At 60.2% G+C, this 13743-nt stretch carries 10 protein-coding genes and 1 other annotated feature; of the genes, 6 read left to right on the forward strand and 4 right to left on the reverse strand.

Features of this window, described 5'->3' with window-relative positions; translation table 11 throughout:
* Positions 1-220: 220 nt before the first annotated feature.
* On the forward strand, positions 221-1411 hold the full coding sequence (locus tag OK142_RS03080) for an aq_1923 C-terminal domain (RefSeq protein WP_498680997.1): 1191 nt from the start codon (positions 221-223) through the stop codon (positions 1409-1411).
* A 44-nt stretch (positions 1412-1455) separates the two neighbouring features.
* Here OK142_RS03080 and OK142_RS03085 read toward each other — a convergent pair whose 3' ends face one another.
* From OK142_RS03085 to aspS, 4 genes are all read right to left on the reverse strand, one after another.
* On the reverse strand, positions 1456-2937 hold the full coding sequence (locus OK142_RS03085) for a SulP family inorganic anion transporter (protein WP_498680999.1): 1482 nt from the start codon (positions 2935-2937) through the stop codon (positions 1456-1458).
* Positions 2938-3011: 74 nt separating this feature from the next.
* Positions 3012-3067, reverse strand: a sequence feature (sul1 is cis-regulatory element that is thought to sense ions involved in sulfur or methionine metabolism; They are found in Alphaproteobacteria).
* A 77-nt stretch (positions 3068-3144) separates the two neighbouring features.
* Complete coding sequence (locus tag OK142_RS03090; protein ID WP_498681001.1) at positions 3145-5250, reverse strand: methyl-accepting chemotaxis protein; 2106 nt, start codon at positions 5248-5250, stop codon at positions 3145-3147.
* Between the two features lie 103 nt (positions 5251-5353).
* Positions 5354-5830 carry an FUSC family protein gene (locus OK142_RS03095; protein ID WP_003496707.1) on the reverse strand — a complete coding sequence of 159 codons (477 nt, stop codon included), beginning with the start codon at positions 5828-5830 and terminating at the stop codon, positions 5354-5356.
* A gap of 1 nt (position 5831) precedes the next feature.
* Positions 5832-7619, reverse strand: a complete 1788-nt coding sequence (gene aspS, locus OK142_RS03100; RefSeq protein WP_498681002.1) for an aspartate--tRNA ligase — start codon at positions 7617-7619, stop codon at positions 5832-5834.
* 192 nt (positions 7620-7811) lie between these two features.
* Here aspS and OK142_RS03105 point away from each other — a divergent pair, with 192 nt between their 5' ends.
* From OK142_RS03105 to OK142_RS03125, 5 genes are all read left to right on the forward strand, one after another.
* Entirely contained in the window at positions 7812-9083 is a 1272-nt protein-coding gene (locus tag OK142_RS03105; protein ID WP_313608452.1) for an MFS transporter, read from the forward strand.
* An 82-nt stretch (positions 9084-9165) separates the two neighbouring features.
* Positions 9166-10326, forward strand: coding sequence for a ribonuclease D (gene rnd, locus OK142_RS03110; RefSeq protein WP_082184092.1), 1161 nt, complete (start codon positions 9166-9168; stop codon positions 10324-10326).
* A gap of 82 nt (positions 10327-10408) precedes the next feature.
* Entirely contained in the window at positions 10409-11017 is a 609-nt protein-coding gene (locus OK142_RS03115; protein ID WP_313612532.1) for a hypothetical protein, read from the forward strand.
* Between the two features lie 183 nt (positions 11018-11200).
* Positions 11201-12229, forward strand: coding sequence for an adenylate/guanylate cyclase domain-containing protein (locus OK142_RS03120; RefSeq protein WP_498681005.1), 1029 nt, complete (start codon positions 11201-11203; stop codon positions 12227-12229).
* 141 nt (positions 12230-12370) lie between these two features.
* On the forward strand, positions 12371-13729 hold the full coding sequence (locus tag OK142_RS03125) for an esterase-like activity of phytase family protein (protein WP_498681006.1): 1359 nt from the start codon (positions 12371-12373) through the stop codon (positions 13727-13729).
* The last annotated feature ends 14 nt before the right edge of the window (positions 13730-13743 follow it).

The raw sequence follows: 13743 nt of genomic DNA on the forward strand, positions 1-13743 counted from the left end.
TAGCCGAAATGCCGATTCCCGGCAAGAAATTCAGGGGTCTGCCCTGTGGATGAAACCACCTCTTTCATGAGGTTTTTTATTAACCGCGTTGTAAATGCCGCAATGCCGCCGTCATACGAATCGATCTAAATCCTGTAGACCTTTGAATAATCGCGAATATAAATGTCACCATCCATATCTAGAACACGGTGCGCATCTGCACATTGAGGGAAGAAACATCATGAGACTGAAATCCACCCGGCAAGTTCTTTTCGCAAGTGCCGCGCTTCTTGTGCTTTCGGCGCCGGCTTTCGCGCTTGATGGCGGCGATGTGCTGAAGAAGATCAATGCCGCCTACGCCGCACAGGGTGGCGAAATCACAGCCGGCTCGGTCGCCGTCAACGGCTCCACCGTGACGCTGAACGGCGTGACCTTCAACTCGGTCGCCGATCCGGCCAAAAAAATTCCGGTCGGCAACATCACGCTTGAGGACGTCCAGGAAAACAACGGCGGCTACACCATCAAGAACGCGCGTTTCGACAATATCGATTACAAGCAGGAAAACGTGGAGATCAAGGCCAGCGACATCTACATGTCCGGTCTCACCATTCCTGCTGACGCCACGACTGGCACGGTCGATGCGCTGATGTTCTATGATGAGGCGCATAGCGGTCCGATTTCCGTTTCTGTCGATGGCAAGCAGGCTTTCTCGCTTGAGGAAAGCACCGCCACCATGTCCGTCAGCGACGACAAGGCATCGATCGGCTTCGAACTCGACGCATCCGGCTTCAAGGCGGATCTCAGCGAAGTTACCGATCCCGGCACGAAAGACGCCATCGAGAAACTCGAACTCAAGGCGCTTTCCGGCGACATGACCATGAGCGGCAGCTGGCAAGTGGCTTCCGGCACCGTCGATGTCGAGGAATATGCCATCGACCTCGACAATATCGGCCGTCTCAACATGTCGTTCGGCTTCTCCGGCTACACGCTCGACTTCATCAAGTCGATGCAGGAAACGGTGAAGGCGCAGGCCGCCAATCCGAACAAGGAACAGGCGGATCAGGCTGCAAGCCTTGCCATGCTTGGCCTGATGCAGCAGCTTTCCTTCGTCAATGCCGAAATCAGCTTCGAGGACGCCAGCATCACCAAGCGCGCCATCGACTACGCCGCAAACCAGCAGGGCATGACGGGCGAGCAGCTTTCCCAGACCATCAAGGGCATGGCGCCCATCATGATGGCCTCGCTCAATGTTCCGGACCTGCAGAACATGGTGTCGGCCGCGATCAACACCTATATCGACAATCCGAAGAACTTCACCATTACGGCAGAGCCGGAAAAGCCGGTTCCGTTCCCGATGATCATGGGTGCCGCGATGGGCGCGCCGAACACCCTGCCGAAAATGCTCGGCGTGACGGTGACGGCAAACGAATAGCATAACAAAAAGCCCCGGTTTCCGCCGGGGCTTTTCACTTCTGGTCAGTGGAGCGGAGCTGCCGCTCCATCCTGCTTGTCGTGCAGGGCGAAACGGTCGATCATATGGGCGCTCGCCTCGTTGACGCCGATCACCTCGACCCTCTTGCCGGATTTGCGGAATTTCAGGACCACCTTGTCCAGCGCACCAACTGCCGAAATATCCCAGAGATGGGCTTGGCTGACATCGATCGTCACTGCCTCCACCTCTTCGGCGAAATCGAACGCGGCAATGAAGCTTTCGGTCGAAGCGAAGAATATCTGGCCATCGACACGGTAGATGCGTTGCCGGCCATCCGCCGCAAGTTCACGGCGGACGTGGAAAAGCCTGGAAACCTTGCCCGCAAAAAACACGCCGGACAGAAGAACGCCTGCCAGCACGCCCCTTGCAAGATCATGGGTCGCCAGCACCGTGCCGACCGTTACCAGCATGACGATGCTGGAGGACGGCGGATTGCGGCGCAGATCGAGGATCGAGCGCCACGAGAAGGTGCCGATGGAAACCATGATCATGACTGCCACCAGAGCAGCCATCGGAATGATGCGGACGAGATCGTCGAGCACCAGAATGAGGAACAGCAGGAAAGCACCCGCCACGAAAGTGGAGAGCCGGCCCCTGCCGCCGGAGCGGACATTGATGACGGACTGGCCGATCATGGCGCAGCCGCCCATGCCGCCGATGAGCGCAGACGCGATGTTGCCTGTCCCCTGCCCGATGCATTCCCGGCTCTTGTTGCTGCCGGTATCCGTCATGTCGTCGACGATCTGTGCCGTCAGCAGCGATTCTAGGAGACCGACAGCGGCAAGTGCTGCGGAATAGGGAAAGATGATCTGAAGCGTTTCGAAGGTCAGCGGCACCTGCGGCAGGGCAAAGACCGGTAATGTCGAAGGCAACTCGCCGAGATCGCCGACAGTGCGGATGTCCATGCCGGAAAACACCGCCACGCAGGTCAGGACGACGATGGCGACCAGCGGCGACGGGATGATTTTCGTAACCAGCGGAAAGAGATAGATGATCGCAAGGCCTGCCGCGATCATGACATAGGTTTCGACCGGCACGCCGATAAGCTCGGGCAATTGCGCCATGAAGATCAGGATCGCCAGCGCGTTGACGAAACCGGTCATGACCGAGCGCGAGACGAAGCGCATCACCCGGCCGAGCCTGGCAAAGCCCGCCGCGATCTGTAGCACGCCCATGAGGATGGTGGCCGCAAAGAGATATTGCAGGCCGTGTTCCTTGACGAGCGTGACCATCAGCACGGCGGTGGCGGCGGTTGCCGCGGAAATCATGCCGGGACGGCCACCGGTGAAGGCGGAAACGCAGGCGATGGCGAAGGATGCGAACAACCCCACCTTGGGATCGACGCCGGCGATGACGGAAAAGCCGATCGCTTCGGGAATGAGGGCGAATGCCACGACGATGCCGGAAAGGACATCACCGCGAATATTGGAAAACCACTCACGTCTGTAAGTCTGAAATCTGTTCATTTGATTTTTTCGCAAAGTATGACGCACCGGCCGGAGACATCTCCGGTAGATTAAAAAAGAATGTCGGTGCTTTGCGTTGTCTGGCGGATCGGCGGCCAGAAGAGCCACCCGGGATTTCACCGGGTCCGTGGTGAGTAGCCCACCTATAGACGGCAAAAAAGCGGGCTGCAAGTTACACGCCCGCTTTCGATGTCTGGAAATGAAGGGTCAGGCCGCTTCGCGCTGGCGATGATCCCACATATCCGCTTCGCTCAGCCGGAACTGGTGGACCAGTTGCTTGAGACGCGCCGTCTCACCGGCCAGCATGGCGCTGGCGGCATTGTTCTCCTCGACCATGGCGGCGTTCTGCTGGGTGCCCTGATCCAGATGGTTGACGGCGGTATTGATCTCGGAAAGCCCGAGCGACTGCTCCTTCGTGGCAGCGGCGATCGCCTCGATATGATCGTTGATCGTCTTCACCGAACCACCGATGCGCGACAGGGCGGCACCGGTTTCGCGCACGAACCGCGCGCCATCCTTCACCTCCGTGCTGGAGTTGCGGATGAGCACCTTGATCTCGGCGGCGGCCTTTGCGGAGCGCTGCGCCAGTTCGCGCACCTCCTGCGCAACGACGGCGAAACCACGTCCCGCCTCCCCCGCACGCGCGGCTTCAACACCGGCATTGAGAGCAAGAAGGTTGGTCTGGAAGGCAATCTCGTCAATGACGCTGATGATGCTACCGATCTTGCCGGAGGATTGCTCGATCTTTTCCATGGCCATGATCGTGTCGACGACGAGATCGGCCGTGCGGCTGGCATCCTCATCGGCCGAATGGGCGACCGACCGCGCCTCCACCGCACGATCCGCCGAAATGCGGATGTTTGCCGTCAGCTCATCAAGGGCAGCGGCGGTCTCTTCGAGCGAGGCGGCCTGCTGTTCGGTGCGGCGGGCAAGATCGGCAGCGCTCTGGCTGATTTCCTGGCTACCGCCGTCAATCGCCACGCTCGACTGCACGATGCCGGACATGGCGGCATCGAGCTGGCGGATCGTCCGGTTGAGATCGTGTCGCAGCGCTTCGAAATCCGGCGCGAAGGGCTCGTTCAGTTCGAAGGATAGATCGCCTTCGGCCAGGCGATGCAGCGCCGCCGCAAGTCCGGTCGTTGCCTGCATCAACCGCGCCTGTGCTTGTGCCTCCGCCTCGCGCTGGAACCGGGCCTTTTCATCCTCGGCGCGTTGACGGGCCACGAGCGCCTGGCGCTCCAGCTCGATCTTGGCGATGGCCGCCTGCCGGAAAATTTCCAGCGCCTGCGCCATGGCGCCAAACTCATCCCTGCGACGAAGGCCGGGAACCGCGAACTCGGTTTCGCCTTCGGCCAGACGACGCATAGCGCCAGTGATCGCGGTCGCCGGACGGGTTATCGACCGGCCGATGAAGTAGACCCCGGCAAAAAGGCTCACGACGGCGAACGCGATAAGGATGACGACGATCGAGACGGTCGTTTCCGCCGCGGTCTGGTTTTCCAGCGCGCTGGTTTCCCGCTCCTGCCGATAGGCCGTGGAGATGTCAGCGACGACGGGCAGCAGCGCATTATAGGCGGAAGCGACCGTTTCCCGCGCCTTCTGCTCCTCCAGCACGGCCTGTGCATAAAAACGGAAGGAAGCGGTGTAAATCTCCAGTGCATCCATGATGCGCTGGCGCTCCACGCCCGGCCGGTATTCCAGCTTCACCAGCGCCTTGAAGGTCTCAACCTCGGCTGCATGTTTGCCCGTATAGGCTTCATCGCGCCGCAGGATGAAATCCTTCTCGTGCCGGCGCATCATCAGCATGCTGGCGCGGATTTCGGCATTGGCGACGACGTCGATGAGTTTTTCGATGGAATGCACGCCATTGCGCATCGCGCCCTCAAGGCCCTCGGTGGGGGTGAGGCCAAGCTCCCGGTTTTTGGAAACAAGCGCCTTCATGCGGTCGGTATAGGCAAGGGTACCCTTCGCCAGTGCGTCAAGCTTCGCGCGGACCTGCGGCGTCGCGCTGCCTTCGAGGCTGCTCAGTGACTGATGCACCTTGTCCATCGTCTGATCAAACTCGGCGACGGAATTCATGTCCCTGGAAAGCAGGAAATCCCTCTGATGGAGGCGGCTTTCATGCAGCCCGTCCATCAGCGTCGTCAGCACGCCGTCCCTCTGGATAAGAGTGTCTTCGGCAATCCGGTAACGCGCCTCCATATGCCTTTGCCAGAGCAGCATGCCCGCGATGACGGCGATCCCGCACAGCGCAGCCAGTGCGAGTATGGATATGCGATGTGCGATTTTAAACGTCGAAACCAGCGAAAACATTCAACCCTCGTTTGCATATTTCACGACGGGATGAATGATTGAGAAGACTTAAGAACTCCTCTACCGGATTTGTCAGTTTGATTAAGGTTTTATGACAAGACCACTAGAGCTTCAGCCGCTCACGAAAGAAGACGAGCGCTACGGCCACACCGGTCGCCACGCCCACGATCACATCGACAAAACGGACAAAACCGGCAGCCTGTGGCCCCATCAGCAGCACGAGCATGGCCGAAGCGCCAGCCTGTATCGGCACGACCGGCGGCAGGCCGAACATGGAAGCGAGGATCATGGCGATGAAGGTCGCCGAGGCCAGCCTGATTTCAGCGACATCATGCGGGACAAGGAGCGCGATCTCCCCGACAAGAATGCCGATGGTGACGCCGACCATCAGGCCAAGGCCCTGACGAACATGGCTCGGGATTCCCGGAGCAAGGCAGATAAGCGCGCTGATTGCGGCAAAGACGGGTTGCGGATGGCCCAGCCACCGATGCGCGACCCAGAACGCAAAAGCGGCCGCAAGTGCGGCCGCCAATGCACGGGTGAAGGCTGCGCGAACCCGGTCGAGCAGCGTCTTCACCATATCAGTCCTTCTTGGACGGAACGACGCGCAGCGCCAGCTCACGAAGCTGGGTCGGCGTTGCCGGCGACGGCGCGTTCATCAACAGGTCCTGTGCCTGCTGGTTCATCGGGAACAGCGTGATTTCGCGCAGGTTCTTGGCGCCAACCAGAAGCATGACCACGCGGTCGATACCGAAAGCGCAACCGCCATGCGGAGGCGCGCCGTACTGGAAGGCGCGGTAGAGGCCGCCGAAGCGCTCTTCCACGTCGCTCTGCGACAGACCAACCTTTTCGAAGGCCTTGACCATCAGTTCCGGCGACTGGTTACGGATCGAGCCGGAGGCGATTTCGAAGCCGTTGCAGACCGCGTCATACTGGAAGGCCTTGATGGAAAGCGGATCGTCGCCTTCCAGCGCTTCCAGGCCGCCCTGCGGCATGGAGAAGGGGTTATGGGCGAAGTCGATCTTCTTTTCTTCCTCGTTATATTCGAAGAAGGGGAAATCGACGATCCAGCACATTTCGAAACGGTCGCGATCGATCAGGTTCAGCTCGTCGGCGGCACGGGTGCGCGCCTCACCGGCGAACTTGTAGAACTTCGCGGGATCACCGGCAACGAAGAAGCAGGCATCGCCCGCTTCCAGTCCGAGCTGCGTGCGCAGCGCTTCGGTGCGTTCCTCGCCGATGTTCTTGGCAAGCGGGCCCGAACCGGCAACCTTGCCGTCTTCTTCCTTCCAGAAGATGTAGCCGAGGCCGGGCTGGCCCTGGCTCTGCGCCCATGCGTTCATGCGATCGCAGAAAGCGCGCGAACCACCGGTCTTGGCCGGGATCGCCCAGACCTGCACCTTGGGGTTGGAGGCGATCATGTTGGCGAAGACCTTGAAGCCCGAGCCGTCGAAATGTTCGGTCACGGCTTCCATGACGATGGGGTTGCGCAGATCAGGCTTGTCGGAGCCATATTTGCGGATCGCTTCGTCATAGGGAATGCGCGGCCACTGCTTGGTGACAGGCTTGCCTTCGGCGAACTTCTCGAACACGGCCGTCATCATCGGCTCCATCGTGGTCCAGACATCTTCCTGGGTCACGAAGCTCATTTCGACGTCGAGCTGATAGAATTCGCCCGGCAGGCGGTCAGCGCGCGGATCTTCATCACGGAAGCACGGCGCGATCTGGAAATAACGGTCGAAACCGGCCACCATCAGAAGCTGCTTATACTGCTGCGGCGCCTGCGGCAGCGCGAAGAACTTGCCTTCATGGATGCGCGAGGGCACGAGGAAGTCGCGCGCGCCTTCCGGCGAGGAGGCAGTAAGGATCGGCGTCGTATATTCGGCAAAGCCCATCTCGCCCATGCCGGTGCGCATGGCGGAGATGATCTGCGTGCGCTTGACGATGTTCTTGTGCAGCGTTTCGCGGCGAAGATCGAGGAAGCGGTACTTCAGGCGAACGTCTTCAGGGTACTCAGGCTCGCCGAAGATCGGCAGCGGCAGTTCCTTGGCAACGCCCAGAACCTCGATTTCCTGTGCGTAAAGCTCGATCTCGCCGGTCGCCATGCCCTTGTTGACGGTATCCTCCGAGCGCGCCTTGACCAGACCGTCGATGCGGATGACCCATTCGCCACGCACCGTTTCGGCAATCTTGAAGGCCGGGCTATCCGGATCGGCCACAACCTGCGTGATGCCGTAATGGTCGCGAAGGTCGATGAAGAGAACGCCGCCATGATCTCGCACGCGGTGAACCCAACCGGAAAGGCGAACGGTTTCGCCAACGTCGGACTTGCGGAGAGCGGCACAGGTGTGGCTGCGGTAACGATGCATTTTTATATCCTGGAACGTGTCGTGGGCCCTGATGGGGGCCAGATGGGCGGCACTGTCGAAATTTGCCGGAAAAGCGCATGGCCAGCCTGATTTGTCAAGGCAAAGCGCAACAATGTCGTCTTCAGCCTGTCCTTTCCCCTGCCTTCGCTTTAGATAGAGCTAATCCAGCCCGCCAAACCGAGTCGGCCCGCAATGAGCCAGATCAGACCTCTTATCCCGCTTCTCGTCACCGCCGGCATTCTGATCGGCGGCAACGGCCTGCAGGGAACCTATATCGCGCTGCGCGGCCTGTCCGAAGGATTTTCGGCCAGCACCATCGGCCTCATCAGCGCCGCCTACAGCCTCGGCTTCGCGCTTGGCTGCATTTCGGTGACGCGCCTGCTGCGCAAGATCGGCCACATCCGCACCTTTGCCACCATGGCGGCCGTTGCATCCGCCGCATCGATCGCCATGCCGCTCATCACCCATCCGCTCTTCTGGCTGGCGATGCGTTTTGTGATCGGCATAGCAGTCGCCTGTCTTTTCGCCGCGATCGAAAGCTGGATCAACGCGCAGGTGACGAATTCCAATCGTGCCCGCACGCTTTCGATCTATCGTTTCGTCGATCTCGGCTCCGTGACGCTCGCCCAATATATCATTCCCGTCGCCGGCATCGACGGGCCCATCGTATTCTCGCTGATCGCCATGGCGCTCACCCTGTCGCTGGTGCCGATCTCGATTGCCGACAAATCCAACCCCGCGCCGCCGAAACAGATACCCTTCAATCTTTTCGCGGTCTGGCGCATCTCGCCGCTCGCCGTCGTCGGCTGCGTGGCTGTCGGTCTCAGCATGGCGGCGTTTCGCAATATCGGCCCGATCTATGCCGAGCAGATCGGCCTTTCCGTCACCGCCATCGCCACCTTCATGAGCGCCGGCATCATCGGCGGCGTGGTGCTGCAATATCCGCTCGGCGTCTATTCCGACCGCTACGACCGGCGCATCATCATTCTCGCCACCACGGCAGGCTCGGTGATCGTCGGTCTGTTTCTCGCCTTCTTTGCCGGCACGGATGAGTGGAGCAACATTATCGGCGTCTTCATCTTCGGCGCCTTTGCCCTGCCGCTCTATTCCTTGAGCTCCGCACACGGCAACGACCATGCCAAGGAGGGCGAACATGCGATGGTGTCCGCCGGGCTTTTGTTCTTCTGGTCGGTGGGCGCAACCGTCGGGCCGCTGCTCGCCTCCGTCCTGATCGACCAGTTCGGCCCGAAAGCGCTGTTCAGTTACACGGCCGCGATCCAGATCGTTTTCATCGCCTATACCATCTACCGGCTGCAGGTGCGAGAAGGTGTTCCGGTGGAGGAAAGAAACTGGCGGTTCCGCTCGCTCTTGCGCACATCCGCCTATTTCCAGAAGCTCGCCGCACCCCCGCCGCCCAAAAAGGACGGACAGGAGCCAAATCCGCCCGAGAAAAACGATCCATGAGCCTTCAAAAGCGGGCTTTGTATTGACATGCGCCCGGCAAAGGGAAAGTAAGACGGATAATTTTCACGAGTGGCCATTTGCAATGATTGAAACGACTGCCGCCCTCGCCGAAGCCTGTACGGAACTGGCGAAATCGGAATTCATCACCATCGACACCGAGTTTCTGCGGGAAACGACCTTCTGGCCGGAGCTCTGCCTCGTACAGATGGCAAGCCCGACGCTTGAGGTACTGGTCGATCCGCTGGCCAAGGGTCTCGACCTTACGCCGCTTTTCGAGCTGATGGCCAACCCTAACGTCGTCAAGGTTTTCCACGCCGCGCGGCAGGACATCGAGATCATCTACCATCTGGGCGGGCTCATTCCCCACCCGATCTTCGACACGCAGGTTGCCGCCATGGTCTGCGGTTTCGGCGATTCGATCTCCTACGACCAGCTGGTGCAGAAGATCAAAAACGTGCAGATCGACAAATCCTCGCGTTTCACCGACTGGAGCCGCCGTCCGCTGACCGAAAAGCAGCTGGATTACGCGCTGGCCGACGTGACCCATCTGCGCGATGTCTATCTGGCGCTGAAGGCACAGCTGGAGCGCGAAGGCCGCTCGCTGTGGCTGACCGAAGAGATGGACATTCTGGAGTCGCGCGACACCTATGACATGCATCCCGACGATGCGTGGCTGAGGCTGAAATCTCGTCTGCGCAAGCCGACGGAACTCGCCATCCTCAAATTCGTGGCCGCCTGGCGCGAGCGTGAGGCGCGTTCGCGCAACGTGCCGCGGTCACGCGTCCTGAAGGACGATGCGATCTTCGAGATTGCCCAGCAGCAGCCGAAGGACGCAGAGGCCCTGTCGCGGCTTCGTACCATCCCGAAGGGCTGGGAACGTTCCACCTCCGGCACGGCCATCGTCGAAACCGTGAATGCGGCGCTGGCGCTTCCGAAAGAAGAGATGCCGAAGGCGCCGCGTCACAGCCACGCGCCGGAAGGTTCGGGCGCTGCCGTGGAGCTCCTGAAGGTTCTTCTGAAGCTGACCGCGGACAAGCACGGCGTCGCCGCCAAGGTCATCGCCAACAGCGAGGATCTGGACAAGATCGCCTCCGAGGGCGAGAAGGCAACAGTGGCGGCACTGACCGGCTGGCGGCGCGAACTCTTCGGCGATGTGGCGCTGAAACTCATCAATGGCGAAGTGGCGCTGCGTTTCGCCGGCAAGAAGGTCGAGGCGGTGGAAGTGGCGGTGAGCGAGGCGTAATCGCCCCTCGCATCTCTCTCCCCAATTTTGCCCGCATCGCGTTCCATCTTTTTGCCGATGGTCGCGCTTTGAGGGTCTTTCCATGAAACCTGCCTGCACTCTGCTGCTGGCCGCCTCTGTTGCGGCCGCAGGTATCCTTCATGCCCCCGCCCCCGTCTTCGCCGATGGCGGCAAGGTCGACCTTCAGGGCGAGTGGACCACCGACTGCCTGAAGATCGGCAAGAACGACCGGCACGGCATCGTCACGCGCATTACCATACGCGGCGGCCGCATGCACGCCGTCTCGCAGATCTATGCCCGCAGCGGCTGCCAGCAGCCAACGGTGCAGGTGCGTTACGAGGGCGTGCTGGATGGTGGCCTGAAAGACAGTGACAGCCTGCTCTTTGCCCACACCGTCACCTCGATCACCATGACACCGAACGACCCCACGGTTGTCGAGCACTATAATGGCGACCCGAAGGGCACCGGCTGCGGCCTCAGCGGCTGGAAAGAGAATATTCCCTTGGACGTCGATGGCAGGACCTGCGCGGCCATCACCTTTGCCGGCAAGGGCGAAACTTTGTTCGACCGCGCATGGATCGACGGCAACCGGCTGCGTTTTGCCGCTTTTCCAGTCAAATGGTCGAACCGCTCGCCGGATGACCGGCCGCAATCCCCGCTTGAAACGGTCTATTACAGAACATCATATTAGATGTGGCGCGGCATCAGAACCCGTTTTGCGGCAACAGGGCAACAACCTTTCCAATCCTTCATGCGACCTTACCGAAAGGTCACTTTTTGCGGCGCATTTTCCACATTAATGTCGCATATGACCTGAACAGAAGCATCACCCGGCGAGAGCGGCGGGCCTTTCCTTCCCGAGATCAAAATCGACATGAGAAAATTGCTGCCCATTCTGGATTACGTGGTGCTCTTCGTTGCCGTGGCCGGCAGCGGCGTGGCTTACGCACTCCTGGAATATGGCGGCGGCGCGCTGATCGGTGCCACCTATGCCCTGTTCGCCTGCACGCCCATCCTCGCCTTTGAGCGCGGTTACATCATGCCGGGCCTGTCGCGGCAGGTCAGCGCCCTGCCGACACCGGCCTATATCGCCGTCGGCCTCGTCATCTATGCCATTCTCGTCTTTTGCGGTTTCGGGCTCGGCGGCACGATCCTGTGGCTGAGCGGCATATTTCCCGGCACCTGGAAGCGGGCGGTGCACGCCGAGGTGCAGACCCTTGTCTTTACCCTCATTGTCTGCGGCATCATCGTTTTCATCATGCGCGTGCGCGAGCTTCTCGGCCGCGACATCTTCATCGACCTCATTCTGGGGCGCTATCGCCGGCCGGTCAGCGAAGACCGCGTCTTCATCTTCATCGACCTCGTCGGCTCCACCTCCTTCGCAGAAACGCATGGTGACCTGAAGGCGCAGGAGTTTCTGGGTGAAATCTTCGCAAGCTATGCAGCACCCGTCAGAAAACACGGCGGGGTCATCGACGATTATATTGGCGATGCCGCCATCATCACCTGGCCCTATCATATGGCGATCAGGCGGGCAGCCTGCGTGCGCTGCGTTTTCGAGATCCAGGCCACCATCGAAAGCAATCGCGACATGTGGCTTGCCCGCTTTGGCGAAGTGCCGCGCCTGCGCTTCGCCATCCATGGCGGACCGGTCATAACGGCGGAAATCGGCGTCGATCACCACAAGATCACCTATTTCGGCGACACGGTGAACACGACCTCGCGGCTCGAATCACTGAGCAAGATGCTGGGACACCCGGTGCTGATTTCGGCCGATCTCGCCCATCAGTTGGTGCTTCCCAAGGGCGTGCGCAGTGAATATCTCGGCGAACACGCCGTCAAGGGCCGCGGCCAGACGCTGGGCGTGTGTACGCTCAGCCAGTATCAGGCCCCTGCCGCGTAAGCGAAAGAGGCGGTGCGATCCTGTTTTTTAAGACGCCCGTCATCAAAATTCATCAAAGCTTCAAACGATAATCACCTGCCTGTCATGTGCCGACCCTATCGCCTCAATCCTGTCTTCAACAGGTATCGAGGGGTCTCCATCATGAAGCACATTCTTTTCGCCTCCTGCGCGTTTCTCGCGCTTGCTTCCGCATCGCATGCGGCTGAGAAGGAGTTTCCGGCAAAGCTGGTCTCCCACGCCATTCTGCCGGCCAACACCATCATCGCGGCACCTGCCGATGCGCCGGAGTACCTCAAGACTTCCGCAAAGTTCACCACCGCCGACCGCAAGCGCGCCGAAGGCCTCGGCACCGTGCCCGGCAAGGATGGCGTGCGCCTGACCGGCCTTTCCATGCCCTTCAACGGCCAGCCGATGCAGGGCTTCTCCGGCATCAAGGCCATGCCGGACGGCAGCTTCTGGAGCCTTTCCGACAATGGCTTCGGCTCCAAGCTCAACTCCAGCGACGCCATGCTGATGCTTCACCATCTGAAATTCGACTGGGACGCCGGCAAGGTCAACGCGCTTGAAACCGTATTCCTTTCCGACCCGGACATGAAGGCACCCTTCCCCATCGTTCTGGAAGGCTCGAGCAAGCGTTACCTGACGGGCGCCGATTTCGACGTTGAATCCATTCAGCCGGTTGCCGATGGTTTCTGGGTTGGCGAGGAATTCGGGCCTTACATCCTGAAATTCACCCGCGACGGCAAGCTTACCGACGTCATCGCCACCAAGGCCGGCGATATCGAGGTGAAGTCCCCGGATCATCCGACCCTGGCACTGCCCGGCAACCCGACGCAGAAAATGCCCGCTTTCAATCTGAAGCGTTCAGGCGGTTATGAAGGCATGGCGCTCTCCAAGGATGGCTCCAAGCTTTACGGCCTTCTCGAAGGCCCGCTTTACACCGCCGACGGCCAGGTGGAGAAGACCGAAGACGGTTCGACCGCGCTGCGCATCATCGAACTTGACACCGCCAAGAAGCAATGGACCGGCCGCACCTGGCTTTATCCGCTGGCCCAAGGCGGCGAAGCCATCGGCGACTTCAACATGCTGGACGAAAGCACGGCGCTGGTCATCGAGCGTGACAATGGCGCCGGCACCGCCGACAAGGCCTGCGCCGACCCGAAGAAGCCGGAAGCAAATTGCTTTGCCGTGCCCTCCAAGGTCAAGCGCATCTACAAGATCGAATTCAACGACGCGAATGTCGGCAAGGCCGCGCGCAAGATCGGCTATATCGATCTGCTGAAAATCTCCGACCCTGATAACAAGAAGCGTCAGGGCGGCAGCAACGGTGTCTACGACATGCCTTTCGTCACCATCGAGAATGTCGATCGCGTTGACGCCACGCATATCATCGTCGGCAACGACAACAACCTGCCCTTCTCCGCCGGCCGTGCGCTGGACAAGGCCGATGACAACGAGTTCGTCCTCCTCGAAGTCAAGGACCTGCTTGACGCCAAGTAAGGAAAACGGTGCCG

Origin of the sequence: Agrobacterium sp. BT-220-3 (assembly GCF_025910175.1) — a bacterium.
Lineage (GTDB): Bacteria > Pseudomonadota > Alphaproteobacteria > Rhizobiales > Rhizobiaceae > Agrobacterium > Agrobacterium oryzihabitans.